The sequence below is a fragment of the Streptomyces sp. NPDC056169 genome (assembly GCF_042268445.1).
Classification (GTDB): Bacteria; Actinomycetota; Actinomycetes; order Streptomycetales; family Streptomycetaceae; genus Streptomyces.
In genome coordinates this window covers 54,020-71,552 of record NZ_JBHJUO010000020.1, presented here as the reverse complement: position 1 = coordinate 71,552, position 17,533 = coordinate 54,020, and the positions used below count along the sequence as shown (strand labels likewise).

Here is a 17,533-nt window from a genome sequence, read left to right as displayed (position 1 = left end):
CGGTGCTCGGGAGGCAGGCGCGCCTACGGGAACGGGACCTCCGGTCCTCGGGCGTCCGCTCGCCGTACCAAGCAAGATCCGAACCGCACACCGGCCCTCATGGCCGGTCTACCGCCCCCGGGATCCGTGCGAGACCATGGTCCCCTGCTCTCGCGAATCATGCAGTTCCACCCGGTGGTCGGGCGGCTCCGAGCCGTCGGAAGCGGATCAGGGGGAAACATGGGTTTGATGCACGCGTTACGGATGAACAAACTGGTCTCGGACGCCAAGGCGGCGTTCGACCGGGGTGACGAGACCTTCAGCGCCGTCTTCGACATCGACACCCGCGCCAGGTTGTCCATGCGGAAGATCCGCAAGGAGATCGACCTGATCGTCGCTCGAATAGAGCCCATCGGCTGGGACTGCGCGAGGGTCGCCCCGTTCCTCGCATCCGTGGAAATCGACTTCGTTCGATCTGCGAGGCCGCAGGCAGCCGTGAAGGCGAAGCCGGTGGACATCAACCGCATCACGCCGGCCCTCAGGGAGCGGCTGGAGGTGCGCAATCTCTTCCTCTACCGGGAGCCCTCCATGGGAGGGCCCGGTGAGCAGGCCGTGTCCGTTCGCCTGAATCACGGCAGTCCGGACGGGTTCCCGGTCGGCCACGTCGTGTCTTCGGGTTCGACGTGGGTCTCCTATGCCCGGGTCCCGCACGGCGGCACCTTCAGGAACAAGGAGTTCCTGGGGCCACAGACCTTCGAGGAGGCTCTGGACACCGTCCTGACCTTCGCCCGGTACGACGACCTCGTACGCCTTTCGGAACCGTCGGGCCGAACGCGGGGGTACACCGTGGTCATGGGCGTGGCGCGGGCGGAGTGGCTCGCCGACCGTACGGAACCGGCGGGGATCACTCACCTCGGAGCCGGCAGGGTCCGACTCACCGAGTCCGCCGTTGCCTACCTGCGTAACCCCCCGCCCTCAGTAGGGCTTTTCCTTTTCGTCACCGACAGCAACAAGCTGTGGATCGACGGGGACACCTACCCCATGACGCACGACGCCTAGAGGTGTGGCCCCCACGTTGGACGGGCCGGGAAACGCACACCGCCTCCGGCGCCGGTTCGCCGGCCGGCCCGGCCCCGGGGCGGCGCGCGCCTAAGATCGCCGGGACGGGGACGGCGGACGAGCACGGTTGAGGTGGCGGACATGGCGGACGAGCGCGTGTACCTGGTGACCGGGGGCGGAACGGGGATCGGGGCGGCGACCGCGCAGTCGTTGGCCCGGGCGGGGCACAAGGTGGCGGTGTCCGGGCGCCGCCCCGAGCCGCTGCGGCTGGTCGCCGAGGAGACCGGCGCCCTGCCCGTACCGTCGGACATCGGGGACCCCGCCGCGGTGGTTTCGCTGGTCGAGACAGTGGTCGGCACGTACGGGCGGCTCGACGGACTGGTGCTCAACGCCGGCATCGGGCGGGGCGGCGGGGTGGGCGAGGTGACCCTGGAGGACTGGGACGAGGTCATGCGGACCAACCTCACCGGTCCGTTCCTGCTGCTGCGCGCCGCGCTCCCCCACCTGCTCGCCGCCCGCGGCGCGGTGGTCGCCGTGGCCTCGGTGTCCGCCCTGCGCAACGGCGTCGGCAACGCCGCCTACGCCACCTCCAAAGCGGCGCTGCTCCAGCTGTGCCGCTCGCTCGCGGTCGACTACGGGGGCGTGGGGCTGCGCGCCAACACCGTGTGCCCGAGCTGGGTGCGCACCGACATGGCCGACCGCCGAATGAACCGGTTCGCCGAAGAGGCGGGCCTGGACGGGAACGGCCTGGAAGCGGCGTACGAGGAGGTGACCCGGGTCCTGCCCGCCGGGCGTCCCGGTGAGCCGCACGAGGTCGCGGAGGCCATCGCCTGGCTGCTGTCGCCCGCCGCCTCGTTCGTGAACGGTGCGACGCTCACCGTCGACGGCGGCGCGACCGCACTCGACCCGGGCACCCTCGGCTTCGAGTTCCGGCTGGAGCCACGCACCCCGCGGGCCTGACCGACCGTCAGCGCCTCAGCAGGGCGCAGACGAAGTCCTCCTGGACGGCGCGGACCTTGGCCAGCAGTTCCGGCTTGACGCTCTTGCTGGTCTGGGTGGTGATCGAGAACGTGAGGGACCGCTTGCCGTCCGCCGTGCCGACCGCCAGCTGGGTGTAGCCCGGGAAGTTGCCGGTATGGCCGTAGACGGTGCCGCACCGCGTCGTGTAGCGGAAGATCGCCAGTCCGCCCGCGTTGACGCCGGGGCCCGCGGGCTCCGAGGCGGCACCGGGGATGAAGGTCCGCTGCCGGCGGCGCGTCTCCTCCGTCAGGAAGCCGCGTCCACCGGCCCAGGCGCGGACGAAGGCGTTGAGGTCCTTCGGCGTCGAGACGATACCGCCGGAGGCCCAGACGCCCGACGCGCTGAGGACCTCGCTGATGTCCTCCGGCGGGGCGGGTGGCGTCACGTCGTAGCCGTGCAGGTACGGCCTCGGCATCCGGTAGCCCTGGGGCAGGCTGGTCTGACGCAGGCCCAGGGGCCGGTACACGAGCTGCTCGAGCAGCCGCTCGTACCGCTGTCCCGTGGCCGCTTCGGCCATCAGCGCGACGGCGATGTTGTCGGAGTTCGAGTACGAGTACTTCGATCCCGCCGGGAACAGCAGGTCCTTTTCGGCGACGAAGTCGAGCAGCCGGCGCGAGTCGAAGTGATGCCTGGGGTCTTCCCGCAGGATCGCGAGGAACGCCGGCGCCGCCGAGAAGTCGGGCAGCCCGCTGGTGTGGTCGAGCAACTGGCCGAGCGACACCTTGTGCCATGCGGCGGGCAGTGACGGCAGGCGCTCGCCGATCGTGTCGTCGAGGTCCAGCGCCTTCCGGTCCACCAGGCGCAGGGCGACCGCACCGCTGAAGGCCTTGGCAACGCTCGCGATCCGCATGTGGTCGGTCGTTCGGGGCGGACGGCCGGTCCCCGTGTCGGCGACGCCCGCCCGGTAGACGGCCGTCCGGTCGCCCTGCCGCAGCAGCGCGATCACTCCGGGCGGTCCTCCCGACGTACGGACGAGGTCGTTCAGTTGCTTCTGCAGGTCCTTGTCGTGGGGGGCCGGTGTGCCTGTGGCCTGTACGGGCTGGACCAGGGCGCCGAGCACCGCGGACGCGGCCAGGCCGGCGACGGACAGCCGCAGCCGTGCGCGCGAGCGGGAACGGTGGTGAGTACGTGCCGCCACAGGAGCTCCTTCACGATGACGCCGGGCGGACGCGCACCCGGTTGAAGAGGGTCCGTCCCAGCATCGGACGCACCGCCGGGACTCGCCTGCCCGATGCTCCGTCCGGCCCAGACACCGCCTGGCCCGGCCTGAGAGGTACCGGCGGGGCGATGCCCGTCGGGGCGCTGCGGCCTGCCACGCCCGGGCAGCGCGGCTTGTCGCGGCCGGCGCGGGTGCCCTGGCGTGGGGAGTGGGGTGTGGGCCATCCTGGGGGTATGGGTGCCGAGTGTGGTGGGTCCCCGCGTCAGGGCCGGCACGGAGGCCGCGGCCCCCGCTGGGCTCTGCTCGCCGCCGTCGCCGGGGTCGCCACAGTGGTGGCGGTCGTCGCCGCGCCGGCCGGCTGCGCGGGCGGAAGCGGCGGTAGCGGTACGGGCACAGGCGTGCACGGCCCGACGTCGGTGGTCCTCTCGACCTCGTCACCGGACTCCACGGCCACGGCCCCTCCCCTCACGGCCTCGGCCGCTCCGGCCACGCCGCCGGCTCCCTCGCCGCAGGAGCCTGTCACCGCCGAGATGTCCATACCGTCGATCGGCATCGAGAACCTGCACGTCACGCCGTACGAGGGTACGACCGACGACCGCGAGGGCACCCGCATCCAGGATCGTGGCGTGGCGGCGAGCCCGTACGGGGAGCGCGGAGGTGTGGGGCCGGGCGAGATCGGCAACTACCTGGTGACCGCCCACCGGCTCTCGGCCGGCGGACCCCTGCGCGACCTGCCCTCGGTCGAGGTCGGGGACCTGGTGCACATCACCGCTGAGGGCACCGTCTACACCTACGAGATCGTCGAGACCCGGACCACGTCCTTCCGCTCCGCCCGCTCACTCGCCGAACAGCGGGCCGCGGTGCCGGGTGAGCCGGACGGGAAGCCCACCCGGGCCATGCTCACGCTTTCCACCTGCGCGACGCCGGAGGACGACGCGGCAGGCAACTTCTGGCGAGACGCCCAGAACAACCCCGAGCACCGCATAGACAAGATCGGCATGCTGGTCTCGACGCGGACGGCCTAGCGACGCGGGCGCGGCGTAGCGGACCGGAGCGGATCACACGTGCGGCGGATCGGACGCGCACCGGGGGCACAGTCCGTGGTAGGTGACCTCGACCTCGGACACCGTGAAGCCGAAGCGCTCCTGCTCCGGGAGAGCGGCCAGGGGATCGCCGGTCGGGTGGACGTCGCGGATGGTGCCGCAGCGGGAGCACACCAGGTGCTGGTGCGGGTGGTGCGCGTTGGGGTCGTAGCGTTTCGCGCGGCCCTGGGCGGAGACTTCCACCACCTCACCGAGCAAGACCAGTTCGCCCAGGGTGTTGTAGACGGTCGCTCGGGAGATCTCGGGCAGCCGCTGTACGGCGCGCGCGTGCACCTCGTCGGCCGTGAGATGGACGTGTTCGCCGTCGAGGACCTCGGTGACGACACGTCGCTGGGGCGTCATCCGCCAGCCACGCCCTCGCATGCGCTCCAGCAGGTCGCTCATGTGGGTTCACCTTGTTCAGGCTCAGTGGGGTGACGGGAGTTTACCGGCAGAGGTCCAGGTTCCGGCAGGAAGCGGATGGGGCGACTTCCCGGATCCGAGCGGATTCCGGCGACGCGATCACGATGATCAGAAAATGCCACCTCTCCTCGGAATTCGACGTTGTTATGCGGGGGCGCTCTGCGTGTTTCCGTGCCGGTGCGGTCCACGGTGCGCGACCATACGGACGCCGACGCGGTCCCGGCGTCATGACACGGACGGGCGCGGGGCACGACGCTCGGCAGCAGAGAAATGCGTACGCCGTCCGGAGCAAACAGACAGCGGACGGAACACCAAGACAGGAAGAAGGACGGACGTGTCCGGCAGCGAAAGCGAGAATCCGGTAATCCCCACCCCCACTCCCACGCCGACCCGGCCGAGGACGAACCGGGACTGGTGGCCCGAGCAACTGGACCTTCAGGTTCTCCACCAGCATTCGCCCCAGTCGAATCCGATGGACGAGGACTTCGACTACGCGGAAGAGTTCGCGACCCTCGACGTCGACGCGCTGAAGCGCGACGTCATCGAGGTGATGACGGCGTCGCAGGACTGGTGGCCGGCCGACTACGGACACTACGGGCCGCTCTTCATCCGGATGAGCTGGCACGCCGCGGGCACGTACCGCATCGCCGACGGACGAGGTGGTGGCGGCTCCGGCGCCCAACGCTTCGCCCCTCTCAACAGTTGGCCGGACAACGCGAGCCTCGACAAGGCGCGCCGTCTCCTCTGGCCGGTCAAGCAGAAATACGGCCGGAAAATCTCCTGGGCCGATCTTCTCGTCTTCGCCGGCAACTGCGCCATGGAATCGATGGGATTCAAGACGTTCGGATTCGGCTTCGGCCGAGAGGACATCTGGGAACCCGAGGAGATCTTCTGGGGGCCCGAGGACACCTGGCTGGGAGACGAACGCTACAGCGGCGACAGGGAACTCACCGGGCCTTTCGGCGCCGTACAGATGGGACTGATCTACGTCAATCCGGAGGGGCCCAACGGCACCCCCGATCCGATCGCGGCCGCGAAGGACATCCGCGAGACGTTCGCGCGCATGGCGATGAACGACGAGGAGACGGCCGCGCTCATCATCGGCGGCCACACGTTCGGAAAATGCCATGGCGCGGTCGATCCCGCGTACATCGGTCCGGAACCCGAGGCCTGTCCCGTCGAACAGCAGGGCCTCGGCTGGCGGAACACGTACGGCAGCGGCAACGGCGCGGACACAGTCACCAGCGGGCTCGAGGGCGCATGGACCTCCAAGCCGACGACGTGGGACAACGGGTACCTGGACAACCTGTTCCGGTACGAGTGGGAGCTGACGACCAGCCCGGCCGGTGCTCAGCAGTGGACTCCCACGGATCCCGCGGCGAAGGGCACGGTGCCCGACGCTCATGACCCGTCGAAGCGGCACGCTCCCATGATGCTGACGACGGACCTCTCGTTGAAGCTGGATCCGGTCTACGCACCGATCGCGAAGAGCTTCCACGAGAACCCGGAGAAGCTCGCGGACGCGTTCGCCAAGGCGTGGTACAAGCTGCTGCACCGCGACATGGGACCCCTCTCGCGCTACCTCGGCCCGTGGATTCCCGAGCCTCAGCTGTGGCAGGACCCCGTGCCCCAGGTCGATCACCAGCTGGTCGGGGACGAGGACATCGCTGCCCTCAAGGCGAGGATCCTCGCCTCGGGGCTGTCCGTCTCCCAGCTGGTCACCACCGCCTGGGCATCGGCGGCGAGCTTCCGCGGCACCGACAAGCGCGGCGGGGCCAACGGGGCGCGGATCCGGCTCGCACCGCAGCGGGACTGGGAGGTCAACGACCTGCCGCAAGTGGCCGAGGTGTTGCAGACCCTTGAGCGGCTCCAGCAGGACTTCAACGACTCGCCCTCCGGCGGTACGAAGATCTCGCTCGCCGACCTGATCGTCCTGGGCGGCTGCGCGGCCGTCGAGCAAGCCGCGAAGAACGCCGGGCACGACATCACGGTCCCGTTCGCACCGGGGCGCACGGACGCTTCGCAGGAGCAGACGGACGTGGAGTCGTTCTCGGTGCTCGAACCCCGGGCGGACGGGTTCCGCAACTACCTCCGGGCGGGCGAGAAGTTGTCGCCGGAGACCCTCCTGCTGGACCGCGCCGGCATGTTGACACTGACCGCTCCCGAGATGACCGTGCTGACCGGCGGCATGCGGGCGCTGAACACGGGCTTCGGGCGGTCCCCGCACGGTGTCCTCACCGACAGGCCGGAGGCGCTGACCAACGACTTCTTCGTCAACCTGCTGGACATGGGAACGGAGTGGAAGCCCTCGACCTCGCAGGAGAACGTGTACGAGGGCCGGGACCGCGCCACGGGCGAGACCAAGTGGACGGCGACGGCCGTCGACCTCGTCTTCGGTTCGCACTCCCAGCTCCGAGCGCTCGCGGAGGTCTACGCCGCCGGGGACGCGGGAGGGAAGTTCGTGCGTGATTTCGCGGCGGCGTGGGACAAGGTGATGAACCTCGACCGGTTCGACCTCGCCTGAGCCCGACGTCCCGGTAGTCCGCCCACCGGCGGACCGGGACACCATCGGGATCCGGTCCGGGCGGTGAGGTCAGTCGTCAGCATCGACCTCACCGCCCGGACCACCGCCCGGACCACCGCCCGACAGGTTGAGAATGCCCCGCCCCCGCCCCTCGGGTAGCGGTACCGGTCAGCGCCCGTCGAAGAGGTGGGGCAGCCGCGACGGCGTCAGCGTCATGCGGTCGAATCGGACGACACAGCCGTCTCCGACCGGGGACTGGACTTCGATCCCGACCCGCACGTCGGGCGCGCTGTCCAGACCGAACTGGCGCGCCAGGCGCCAGGATTCGCCGTCGAGCGATGTGTGGAAGGCGAAGCCGCCGTCGACGCGGCTGATCCTCAGCCAGACCGGACCGTGGTGGAGGGGCCATCCCACGGCGTCGTCCGAGAGCCCCCGTGTGACGACCGAGTACACCGTGGGCGGGCCGTCGGGCGACTGCTCGAAGTTGAGCTTGGCCCAGACGTCCGGTGCCGACCAGACGACCACGGCGCCGGCGTCCCACGGCGCTCGGAAGTCCACACGGAGACGGGCCGAGAACTGCCAGTCGCCGGAGGGTGGGACCAGGAGGGCACGTGCCGCGTCGTTCCTGACCTCACCGGTCAGCGGGTTGGTGAAGACGTCCGTCCTGGCACCCGCCTCCACGGTCAGCACGTCGTCGTCGAGTTCGAGGGCGGCCGGGGGCTCTGCCCAGTACCGAGCGTTCGCCAGAGTGGCTTCCAAGGTCATGACGCCCACCCTGACGACCTGGGCGGGCTCTCTCAAGGAGAAGCCACGAAGATCCATGAACTGGCCCGAAAGTCCAGATCCACGGAGTCCTGGAGCACTGCCCGAACCGTAGGACGGATCACGGGGAGATCATGGCGGCCGGTGGCGTGTCGGGTCCTCCCCGGCGGGTGGGGACCGGCCGCACGCCGGTCCCCACCCGGGCGGCCATGGAGGTGCGCCGCCCGGTCACGGGGTGGGTCAGCAGCCGCTGGTGAGCCAGCGGCAGGCCGTGATCAGCGCGGCGGCGTGCTCCTCACCGCGGGCGTCCTCGGTGCGGACCTCCTCGGGCAGAACCTGCAGGGCATCGATGTCGAACTCCGTCATGACGGTCTCCTTCTTCGGTTGCTTCGACGGGATGCCGGTGGCCGGCGGCCACCGGACACTCAGGGGTGGGCCGGACCGCCCTCGGGCAGCCAGGCTCGGGGGCCTCCGCACCGCATGCGCAGCAGCAGGGAGAGGCTTCCTGCGAGGCCGGTGGCGTACTCGGCGAGGACGGTCCTGCGGTTCTCGTCGGGCACCAGGAGGCGCCCGTCGCGCAGCACGGCCTGGGCGGCGAGGTGCTCGACCAGCAGTTCGGCGGCGGCAGCGTGGCTCTCGTCGCCCGTCCGTACGGCGGCGTCGAGCAGGAACTCGGCGTTGCCCGCGAGCCCGTGGCAGGTGGCCGGCGAGTCGGTCACCCGGCCGGCCCGTACCGCGAGGGCCGCGCCGTCCACCAGGTCGCGCAGGACCTTGTCGGACGCGCCGGTGGCCGCCCAGAGCCGGACCAGGAAGGTCCCGACGCCGGACGAGCCGCTGCACCAGTGGCGGGCGAGCTCCGGGGAGTCGGAGAGGTGGCGGGCGCGGTCGACGGGCCAGAGCGCACCGGCTGGTCCGCTGCGGGCGGCGGCCACGAGGGTGGCTCCCGCTTCGGTGGCCGCGTCGAGGAGGCGTGCGTTCCCGGTGGCCTCCGCCGCGAGCAGGAGGAAGGTGCCGACCCCGGCCACGCCGTGCGCGAAGCCGTAGTGCCAGGCACCCGCGAGAGCCGACCCGAAGTCCTCCGGCACCGGCCAGAACAGCCCCTCGGGGGTACGCCGAGCGGCGTCCAGGAGCCCGTCCGCGACCTGTGCGGCACGGTCCAGGAACCGCGGATCCCCGGTGGTGCGCCAGAAGTGGAGCTGAGTCAGACCGGAGCCGGCCGCTCCGTGGCAGACGTCCGGGTTGGGCCAGTCGACGGGGAGGGCGAGCGCCAGTGCGACGGCGCGGTCCGCCAGAGCGGTGTCGTCCAGCGCCCGCGCGGCGTCGAGCAGGGCCCAGGCCGTACCTGAGCGGCCGAAGTGCAGACCCGGCAGGTTGCCCGGCAGAGCGTCATGCCGTCCCGCCGTCCAGCGGGCTGCGGAGCGGAGGCCCTCGGCGAGCGCCTCGCGGGTCACGGGCGGTGTCGCCCCGGTCGCCGGGGTGTTGAACGGCCCGGTCGTGCCGGCGGCCCATTGGTCCAGGGCCCGGGCAAGCAGGGCGACGCCGCCCGCCGAGCCGTGCTGCACGGCCACCGGATCGCAGGTCTCGCCGAAGGTGTCCGAGGCCCACAGCCGTTCGGGGTCGTTCGGACGCATCGTGGCCAGAAGGTGGGCGATGCCGTCGTGCAGGAGCCGTGCGCGTGTGGTCGCGGCGTCGTCCGGGTGCTTCTCCCGCGTCGCCGGACCAGGGGTCCGGTTCGGCTCGACCTCGTTGGCCTGAGCGACCGACCTCGCCTGATCAACCGACCTCGCCTGATCGACCGACCTCGCCTGATCGTCCACCCGCTCCGGCGACGTCGACGCCCCCTGGCCGCCCGTGAGGAACTCCCGCGCCCGCTCCAGGGTCCAGCGGTCGTCGGGTTCGTCCCGCATCAACCCCCGGATCAGCGGCGAGAAGCGGCGTACGAGCGCGTGGTCGCGGGCCAGCAGTTCCACGAGGCACGCCAGGCGCCGCTCGTCCGGCCGGGCCGTGTCCCGCGGCAGGTCCTCGGCGAAGAGGGGATCGGCGCCGCTGACGGCGTGCAGGACGGTCGCGCCGAGGGCGTACAGGTCGGCGGTCGGCGGCAACGCGGGTGCCACCTGGTCGACGGTGCGCAGCTCGGGGGCGGTGTAGCCGGGGGTGGCGCCGAGAACCCATCGCTCCCCCTCCCGGGCCGCCATCTCCAGGTCGATCAGGACGAGTCGTCCGTCCGGGGTGACCATGACGTTGTTGGGGTTGAAGTCGTGCAGGGTGACGCCCAGTTCGTGGGCGGTGGCGACGAGCTCGACGAGCTGCCGGACCAGGGAGTCGGCGGTACGGTCGTCGGGGCATCCACTGCCGTCCCTGGCCAGTCGCTCGGCGACGGTGCGCCGCAGCGTCGCCCCCGGTACCGACGCGGTGGCCAGGAACACGCTGCCCTGCTGCTCGAACACCTCGACGAGCCCGGGGACACGGTCGGGGCGCGCGCCGCCGAACCGTTCGAGCAGCGCGGCCTCGCGGCGCAGCAGGTCCCGGACGTCGAGCCCTTCGAGGCCGGCTCCCACGTGGGGCCGTGCCTGCTTGACGACGACCTGCTCGCCGGTCCGGGTGTCCTCGGCGCGGAACACCCCGCCCTTGTTGGAGTGCTGGATCGCGCCCCGTACCAGGAAGCGGTCGTTCAGGAGGACGGGCTTGGCCGTGGCCGTGCTGCGGGCCGGGGCGGCCGGACGGTCGGGGAACGGGTCTCCGGCCCAGGCCGGCGGGGTGAACCAGGCGTTGCGCTCGTCGGCGACCGGCCGGCCCTCGGGGTCGGTGAGGCGGGCGGCGAAGGCACCGTCGGCCGTCAGCTCACGGACTCCCCTGAACACGCCGTACCGGTAGAAGACCTGGCTGTCGGGCCGGTAGCGCCGGTCGGAGAGGACCGCGGGGCCGGGCAGCCCCTCGGTGGCCCGGTGCAGTTCCTCGGCGAGCAGCCTGAACCGGTCGTCGTCGGCCGGGTACACGGTCAGGAACTTGCCGCCGCCGCCCCGCGCGAAGCGCCCGGACACCAGCGCGGCGACCCTGGCGGGACTCCCCGCGAACTTGAAGGCCGCGCCGTGGGCGACGAGCACCTCGGCGGAACGGGCCAGGACCAGAGCTGCCGAGAGCGGGGTGGCCGGGACGTGGATCTTCCAGCCCTGGGCACGCCCGACCGACTCGCCGGGTACGACATGGCACCAGAACTCACCCTGCTCGACGCTCCAGTCCACCGGCCCGGCTGCCGCCCTTCCGCGCCCACCGCTCTCCGTCCCCGGTGCGCTCCGGGCGATCACGGCACGCACGATGTCGGGAAGCAGCGCGAGGTCCGACGGGCTCTCCGCGCGCGACCGCCGGGGCCCGGGGCCGGACGGGGAAGGGCTCACAGTGGGTGACGACACGCTCTTCGTCCTCGCCTTTCGCATGGGAACGAGCACTCGACGAGCCCCTGGGGCCTGTCCGCGGATCAGGGTCGACAGGCCTTAGAGGACGGGCCGGACGTAGTCGTCGCCCCAACTGGTGTCCAGGGGGCTCCCGGCGACCGTCCGCGCCGTCCCCGGTCCGCCGTCCGCCGTGGCGGCGGTGGCACCGCCGGCGAGCAGGACCGTGAGGAGAAGGAGGCAGCGGACGGCAACGGACATGGTGCGACTCCTGGTTCGGGAGGTGAGCTGGCAGGCGGGAACATCCGCGTCTGGCGGGTTCACGTCGAATGTCGGCCTGATGGGGTTTCCCTCGGCCGGACACCTCCAGTTCATCCCGGCGGGCCCGCTTGGTCCAGCGCCATGACCTGGCAATACCCTGCATGGCACGGAAGTAGCAGGGCCGCATCACGGGGGAAACACGTGACTACTGGGATGGATGTGGACGGAATGCCTCGGCTGGACGCGAGAGCCGTCGCCGTCTTCGCGTACGTACTGGAGCGCGGCAGCCTCGCGCGCCGGACACCGGACGTGCTTCCGGCTCTCGGTCTGAGCCAGGAGGAGGTGGAGGCGGCCTGCGGCACCCTGCAACGGCTACGCCTCCTCAGACCGGCTCCCGGCAGGCCCGAGGAACTGATTCCGGTCAGCCCGGACGCCGCGGCGGCGGAGGTGGTCGGCCCGCTGGAGGCGGAGCTCGCGCGGGCCGCCGTGCGGGCCCAGTCGCTCCGCGACGAACTGCACTCCCTGATGCCGCACTACCGCGCCGCGCGGCGCGAGCAGGGCCGCCGGGAGGGCTTCGACGTGCTGCCCGACATGGCCTCCGCCTCCGCGATGCTCACCGAGGAATCGGCCCGCTGCCGGGAGGAGGTGTTCAGCATCCAGCCCGGTGGCGGCCGGGCACCGCACCGCCTCGGGGACGCCGTCGAGCGGGATGTGGCGATGCTCGGCCGGGGTGTGCGCATGCGCACCCTGTACCAGCACTCGGCACGGGCCAGCCTGTCCACCCAGGGGTACGTGGAGAGGCTCACCGAGGCCGGCGCCGAGTACCGCACCGCCGCCGAACTGCCCGACCGGGCCGTGGTCTTCGACCGGTCCGTGGCCTTTCTGCCCCGGCGCGCCGACGGCGGTACGGGCGAGGGGGCGGTGCTCGTCCGGGACCCTGACGTGGTGGCGTACCTCTGCAGGGTCTTCGAGCAGCACTGGTCCGGGGCGGCCCCGTTCCGGGGCACCAGCGAGGCCGCCTACAAGGAGGTCGGCCACAGCTTGCGGCGGGCGCTGGTGGGGCTGCTCGCGGAGGGCGCCAAGGACGAGGTGATCGCCAGGCGCATGGGGATGTCGCTCCGCACCTGCCGCCGTCACATCGCCGATCTCCTGGAGGAGTTGGGGGCGGAGAGCCGATTCCAGGGCGGCGCCCTCGCGGAACGCGCCGGTCTCACCGGAGCGGAGATCGCGACGGACGCCTCCGCCCGCTGATCCGTGACCGGGTGCGATGTCCGGATGTCCACCGGCTTCGCCGCCCGAACGACCCCGGGCCCAGGCCGCCTCCGGGGCCTGGGCGCAGGCCCCGGGAGACAGCCCTCACGACACCGAGATCAGGGCGTCATCTCGTACGCACCCGACAGCGCCTCGACGCGCTGCCAGACGCGCTCCGAGCGCGTCTCGTCGACGACGGGGCGCCGGACGGCGCCGAGCGCCCAGAGCTGCTGCGGCTCGGTCGCCGAGTCCTTGCCGTGCAGCTCGACCGCGTGCGCGGAGAAGTCGCGGACGAGGACGGCGAACAACTCGTCCAGCACGTCCTCGTCGAGACCGGTCAGGGCGGCCTGCTCCAGGACCAGCTGCCCGTGGACGACGAGGGCGAAGAGCTGGCCGACGGCGAGGAGGAGGTCGAGGTCGCGGCTCTGCTTCTCGTCGGGTGCGGCCTTGAGCACGAACTCGCAGAGGGCGTCGGCCTGTTCGCGGAAGCGAGCCACGTTGGACAGGTGGGCGTACGCGTCGTAGGCCGCGCGCCAGTCGTGGAACCGTACCGAGCCGAGGCCGCGGGCCGGCCCCTGGCGGAAGAGGAACGTGTCGTCGGCCGCGTCCAGACGGCTCGGCACGGGCTCGTACGCGACCGGGTCGAGGAGGTGGTTGCGCATGAACTTCAGGATCAGCGCCAGGTTGACGTGGACCGTGCCCTCCAGCTTCGGCAGACCGCGGATCTCCACGGCCGCCTGGGCGAAGTAGTTGTCCTTCTCGAAGCCCTTGGCCGCGATGACGTCCCACATCAGGTCGATGACCTTCTCGCCCTCCGTGGTCACCTTCATCTTCGTCATCGGGTTGAAGAGGAGGTAGCGGCGGTCGTCGGGACCCGCGGTGCGGAAGTAGTCGACGGCGCGGTCGCTGAACAGCTTCATGCCGACGAGCCGGACGTACGCGTCGGTCAACTCGCGCCGCACGTGCGGGAAGGCGGTGACCGGCCGACCGTACAGCATGCGGTTCTGCGCGTGCGTGACGGCCTCGTACATCGCGTGCTCGCAGATGCCGATCGATGCGGTGCACAGGTTGAACTTGCCGACGTTGACGGTGTTGAGGGCGGCGTCGAAGGCGGCGCGACCGGTGTGCAGGACGTCCTCGGCGGCGACCGGGTACTCCTCCAGACGGAACTCGCTGACGTACTTGGAGGAGTCGACGACGTTCTTGACGAGGTGGTACGCCGGGTGGCGGCTGTCGGCGGCGAAGAAGACGTACGCGTCGGGACCCTCGACGTCGGTCCGGCGGCCGAAGACGGAGACGAGCCCGGCCGCGTTGCCGTTGCCGATGTAGTACTTGGAGCCGGTGGCGCGGAAGCCGCCCTGGCCGTCGGGCTCCAGGAGCATGTCGGTGGAGTAGATGTCGGCGCCGTGGGACTTCTCGGAGAGCCCGAAGGCGAACACCTCGCCCTGGGAGAGGAGTTCGGCTGCGCGGTCCCGGGCGGCAGCGTTGTCGCTCTGCCAGACCGGGCCGAGACCGAGGATGGTGACCTGCCAGGCGTACCAGTAGTCGAGGCCGTAGAAACCGAGGATCTCGTTGAGGGCGGCGATGCGGGCGGTGTCCCAGCGCTTGTCGCCGTCGCGCTCACCGGCGGCGGAGGACGGCGTCAGGAAGGTCGCGAAGAGCCCTTCCTCGGCGGCGAAGGCGAGGAAGTCGCCGAGCCAGGCCCGGGTCCGGTAGTCCTCGATGATCCGGCGCTTGCCCCGCGCCTCGAACCAGTCGACGGTGGCGCGCAGGAGCCGGCGGGTCTCCGGGTCGAAGTGCGCGGGGTCGTAGGTGTGCGGGTTGAACAGCAGCGGGTCGGCCATGAGGTCCGCCTTTCCGGCTCGGGATGAGGGTGGTGGTGCGGGGTGTGGTGGTGCTGGGTGTGGTCGTACGAGGGAGGTCACACAAAGGAGGTCACACAGACCTGGTCGTGCGGCTCGGTTCACTGCCCTGTGCGGAACCGGCCCAGCGTGGCGAGGACGTCGTCGAGCCAGCCGATCATCATCCGCTCGTACGCGACGCCGCCGCGCAGCACGACGTGCTGGAGCTCCCGCTCGGCGTCGAGCGGGCCGCTCTCCGGCGGCTCCCCGAAGTCCCGTGCCTCGCCCGCGAGATAGTGGGCGAGCCGCTCCGTGTGGGCCTGTCGGTGCCGCTGGACCTCGCTGATCAGCGCGGCCGGATCGTCGAAGGCGGCACCCCGGATCTTCACCGCGAGGTCGTGCCGCACGCTCTCGGGCTCGATGGGTTCGTGCAGCCACGTGGAGAGCGCGTCCCGTCCGGGCCCGGCGACGGAGTACTCCTTCTTGTCCGGGCGCCCCTGCTGCGGCACGTCCCGGACGTCCACCCAGCCGTCGCTCTCCATGCGCTTGAGCACGCGGTAGATCTGCTGGTGGGTGGCGGTCCAGAAGTATCCGATGGACCGCTCGAAGCGCCGGGCCAGCTCGTAGCCGGATCCGGGCTTCTCGAGCAGGGACACGAGGATCGCGTGGTCGAGCGCCATGCGCCCGATCTTGCTATGCAACGAGTTGCATAGCAAGACCGGCAGGGCCCGCTGAGACGCGGCTCACCCCGGCCCCGCGCGGACGCCGGGTCAGGCCCCTCGCAGGCCCGGGAGACTATCCGCCCTGTCCTACTCCGGGCGCCTCCTACGCCAGGCCGACCCCCGCAGGGTCGTCGTCGAGGAAGCCGCCCGACTGGTGCTGCCACAACTTCGCGTACGCGCCCTCCGCGGCGAGCAGCTCGTGATGCGTGCCCTGCTCGGCGATCCGTCCGCGGTCGAGGACGACGAGCTGGTCCATGGTCGCGACCGTGCTCAGCCGGTGGGCGACCACGAGCGCGGTCCTCCCGTCCATGAGGCGCCAGAGCGCGTCCTGGACCAGGACCTCGCTCTCGGAGTCCAGGGCGCTGGTCGCCTCGTCGAGCAGCAGGATCGGCGCGTCACGCAGAATCGCCCGCGCGAGGGCGACCCTCTGGCGCTGGCCGCCGGACAGCTTCACCCCGCGCTCGCCCACCATCGTGTCGAAGCCGTCGGGAAGCGCATGGACGAACTCCGTGACGTGGGCCGCCTCGGCCGCACGACGGATCTCGGCGTCGGTGGCGTCCGGCCGGGCGAACGCGATGTTCTCCCGCAGGGTGCGGTGGAACATCGCCGGGTCCTGCGGCACGTAGGCGATCAGGCTGCGCAGTTCGGCCTGCCGCAGCCTGCTGATGTCCTGTCCGCCGATCGTGATCCGGCCGCCGTCGATGTCCGTCATCCGCAGCAGCAGCCGGGTCAGCGTCGTCTTGCCGCCGCCGGACCTGCCGACGAAGCCGACCTTCGCCCCGCTGGGCACGGCCAGGTCGAGGCGCTCGAAGAGCGGCTTCGCGCCCGCGTGGGCGAAGTCGACCTTCTCGAAGCGCACGTCGGCGCCCTTGACGAGGAGCGGCTCCGGCACGGCCGGGTCCGTGACGGTCGGCGGGGTCAGCAGCAGTTCGGTGAACTGCGCGGCCTCGGTCATCGAGCTTTCCAGGCGGCGGTAGATCTGGTTGAACTCGAACATGATCCGGGTGGCGTTGGAGTAGTAGGTGAAGGCGACGACGACCGCCTCGACGCCGTGCTCCCCCGCCCCGAGCGAGAGGGCGAGCAGCAGTCCGAGGACGTTGGTCAGTACGGACATCGGCGCGACCATGGTGTCGATGCGCAGGTTGCCGTAGTCCCACGAACGCAGGCTGAGCCGCCGCGATTCGGCGACACGGGAGCGGTGTTCGGCGGCCTCGCGGTGTTCGGCGGCGAAGGACCGGACGGTGTCCCTGTTCATCAGGGAGTCGGCGACGTGGCCTGATACCCGGGCGATGGCCTCCTCGCGCTGGTCGACGAGCGCCTGCCGGCGACGGATCAGGGGCCGTACGCACAGGGCCGTCACGGCGATCATCACCAGGAGCCCGACGACGAGCAGGGGTTCGTACGTCCACAGCACCACCGACGCGAACACGAGGGGGACCAGCTTGCCCATGACCGAGAAGGTGAGGGTGTCGACGAACTCCTCGAAGCGGGAGGCGAAACTGAGGACCCGCTTGGTCAGCGAGCCGGCGAAGTTGTCGTGGAAGAAGGCGGCGTCCTTGGCGAACAGCTCGTCCATGCCGATGACGTACAGGTGCTCGATGCCGAGGGCGTCGAGGCGGTTCAGGCAGTGCAGTCCGAGGCGCCACAGCGTCTCGGCGAGAAGCAGCACGCCGGCGAAGACGAGGACGTAGGGAAGCATCGGGGCGATGCCGCCGTCGGCGCCCCCCGCGATGCGACCGACGAGCTTCGCGACGACGAGCGGCGCGATGTAGAAGATGCCGATGTTGCCCAGCGCCGGAAGCAGCATCGCGGGCACCGTCTGCCGCTTGAGCCGGACCAACTCCTTTCCGTAGTAACGAAGTGCGAGGAGCACGGGGCCCCTGCCTGGCGAACTCTTGCGCGATTCAGGCGTTCCCATCCCAACCCTGCTTTGTCGTGTCGAACTGGACAGGGCTGGCAGTGTTCCGCGCGGACACGCGCACCGTCCAAGGGTTTTTCCCGGCCGACCGACAAGCGGTCGGAGCCTCAAGGCCCCATGACCGCGCGAGCGAGGCAGTCCCG

At 71.1% G+C, this 17,533-nt stretch carries 14 protein-coding genes; 5 read left to right on the top strand and 9 right to left on the bottom strand.

The features are described from left to right. Positions 1–159: 159 nt before the first annotated feature. Positions 160–1,038: a hypothetical protein gene (locus ACFC0G_RS30320; RefSeq protein ID WP_376409149.1), complete on the top strand. Its 879-nt coding sequence runs from the start codon at positions 160–162 to the stop codon at positions 1,036–1,038. A gap of 141 nt (positions 1,039–1,179) precedes the next feature. Further along, positions 1,180–1,998, top strand: a complete 819-nt coding sequence (locus ACFC0G_RS30315) for an SDR family NAD(P)-dependent oxidoreductase (protein WP_376409146.1) — start codon at positions 1,180–1,182, stop codon at positions 1,996–1,998. 7 nt (positions 1,999–2,005) lie between these two features. On the opposite strand, the gene ACFC0G_RS30310 is transcribed toward ACFC0G_RS30315, so the two are convergent. Then, complete coding sequence (locus ACFC0G_RS30310) at positions 2,006–3,196, bottom strand: serine hydrolase domain-containing protein (RefSeq protein ID WP_376409143.1); 1,191 nt, start codon at positions 3,194–3,196, stop codon at positions 2,006–2,008. Between the two features lie 254 nt (positions 3,197–3,450). On the opposite strand from ACFC0G_RS30310, the gene ACFC0G_RS30305 reads away from it, so the two are divergent. Further along, positions 3,451–4,242 (top strand): class E sortase, encoded by a 792-nt coding sequence (locus tag ACFC0G_RS30305; RefSeq protein ID WP_376409140.1) that lies wholly within the window; start codon positions 3,451–3,453, stop codon positions 4,240–4,242. Between the two features lie 33 nt (positions 4,243–4,275). Here the strand turns inward: ACFC0G_RS30305 and ACFC0G_RS30300 are convergent, their stop codons facing one another. Further along, positions 4,276–4,704: a Fur family transcriptional regulator gene (locus ACFC0G_RS30300; protein WP_376409137.1), complete on the bottom strand. Its 429-nt coding sequence runs from the start codon at positions 4,702–4,704 to the stop codon at positions 4,276–4,278. A 352-nt stretch (positions 4,705–5,056) separates the two neighbouring features. On the opposite strand from ACFC0G_RS30300, the gene katG reads away from it, so the two are divergent. Next, a complete protein-coding gene (gene katG / locus ACFC0G_RS30295; protein WP_376409135.1) occupies positions 5,057–7,246 on the top strand; it encodes a catalase/peroxidase HPI in 2,190 nt (729 codons plus the stop codon). A 168-nt stretch (positions 7,247–7,414) separates the two neighbouring features. Here katG and ACFC0G_RS30290 read toward each other — a convergent pair whose 3' ends face one another. From ACFC0G_RS30290 to ACFC0G_RS30275, 4 genes are all read right to left on the bottom strand, one after another. After that, complete coding sequence (locus ACFC0G_RS30290) at positions 7,415–8,011, bottom strand: DUF1349 domain-containing protein (protein ID WP_376409133.1); 597 nt, start codon at positions 8,009–8,011, stop codon at positions 7,415–7,417. A gap of 237 nt (positions 8,012–8,248) precedes the next feature. Beyond that, positions 8,249–8,374 (bottom strand): ALQxL family class IV lanthipeptide, encoded by a 126-nt coding sequence (locus ACFC0G_RS30285; RefSeq protein ID WP_198540420.1) that lies wholly within the window; start codon positions 8,372–8,374, stop codon positions 8,249–8,251. Between the two features lie 59 nt (positions 8,375–8,433). After that, entirely contained in the window at positions 8,434–11,313 is a 2,880-nt protein-coding gene (gene lanL / locus ACFC0G_RS30280; protein WP_376409130.1) for a class IV lanthionine synthetase LanL, read from the bottom strand. Positions 11,314–11,499: 186 nt separating this feature from the next. After that, positions 11,500–11,658 (bottom strand): hypothetical protein, encoded by a 159-nt coding sequence (locus ACFC0G_RS30275; RefSeq protein ID WP_376409127.1) that lies wholly within the window; start codon positions 11,656–11,658, stop codon positions 11,500–11,502. Positions 11,659–11,886: 228 nt separating this feature from the next. On the opposite strand from ACFC0G_RS30275, the gene ACFC0G_RS30270 reads away from it, so the two are divergent. Then, the gene (locus ACFC0G_RS30270; RefSeq protein WP_376409124.1) at positions 11,887–12,909 is read left to right on the top strand and encodes a hypothetical protein; all 1,023 of its coding nucleotides are present in this window, start codon (positions 11,887–11,889) and stop codon (positions 12,907–12,909) included. A gap of 119 nt (positions 12,910–13,028) precedes the next feature. Here the strand turns inward: ACFC0G_RS30270 and ACFC0G_RS30265 are convergent, their stop codons facing one another. The 3 genes from ACFC0G_RS30265 to ACFC0G_RS30255 all read right to left on the bottom strand — a co-directional run bounded on the left by ACFC0G_RS30265 (position 13,029) and on the right by ACFC0G_RS30255 (position 17,345). After that, the gene (locus tag ACFC0G_RS30265) at positions 13,029–14,753 is read right to left on the bottom strand and encodes an acyl-CoA dehydrogenase family protein (RefSeq protein WP_376409121.1); all 1,725 of its coding nucleotides are present in this window, start codon (positions 14,751–14,753) and stop codon (positions 13,029–13,031) included. A gap of 119 nt (positions 14,754–14,872) precedes the next feature. Next, entirely contained in the window at positions 14,873–15,430 is a 558-nt protein-coding gene (locus ACFC0G_RS30260) for a PadR family transcriptional regulator (RefSeq protein ID WP_376409118.1), read from the bottom strand. A 145-nt stretch (positions 15,431–15,575) separates the two neighbouring features. Beyond that, on the bottom strand, positions 15,576–17,345 hold the full coding sequence (locus ACFC0G_RS30255) for an ABC transporter ATP-binding protein (RefSeq protein WP_376409115.1): 1,770 nt from the start codon (positions 17,343–17,345) through the stop codon (positions 15,576–15,578). Between the last annotated feature and the right edge of the window lie 188 nt (positions 17,346–17,533).

Excerpts from the sequence above, each read along its gene's own strand:
- ACFC0G_RS30320 (WP_376409149.1), top strand. The coding sequence starts at position 160 with ATGCAGTTCCACCCGGTGGTCGGGCGGCTCCGAGCCGTCGGAAGCGGA.
- ACFC0G_RS30315 (WP_376409146.1), top strand. The coding sequence starts at position 1,180 with ATGGCGGACGAGCGCGTGTACCTGGTGACCGGGGGCGGAACGGGGATC.
- ACFC0G_RS30305 (WP_376409140.1), top strand. The coding sequence starts at position 3,451 with ATGGGTGCCGAGTGTGGTGGGTCCCCGCGTCAGGGCCGGCACGGAGGC.
- ACFC0G_RS30300 (WP_376409137.1), bottom strand. The coding sequence starts at position 4,704 with ATGAGCGACCTGCTGGAGCGCATGCGAGGGCGTGGCTGGCGGATGACG.
- ACFC0G_RS30290 (WP_376409133.1), bottom strand. The coding sequence starts at position 8,011 with ATGACCTTGGAAGCCACTCTGGCGAACGCTCGGTACTGGGCAGAGCCC.
- ACFC0G_RS30285 (WP_198540420.1), bottom strand. The coding sequence starts at position 8,374 with ATGACGGAGTTCGACATCGATGCCCTGCAGGTTCTGCCCGAGGAGGTC.
- ACFC0G_RS30275 (WP_376409127.1), bottom strand. The coding sequence starts at position 11,658 with ATGTCCGTTGCCGTCCGCTGCCTCCTTCTCCTCACGGTCCTGCTCGCC.
- ACFC0G_RS30270 (WP_376409124.1), top strand. The coding sequence starts at position 11,887 with ATGCCTCGGCTGGACGCGAGAGCCGTCGCCGTCTTCGCGTACGTACTG.
- ACFC0G_RS30265 (WP_376409121.1), bottom strand. The coding sequence starts at position 14,753 with ATGGCCGACCCGCTGCTGTTCAACCCGCACACCTACGACCCCGCGCAC.
- ACFC0G_RS30260 (WP_376409118.1), bottom strand. The coding sequence starts at position 15,430 with ATGGCGCTCGACCACGCGATCCTCGTGTCCCTGCTCGAGAAGCCCGGA.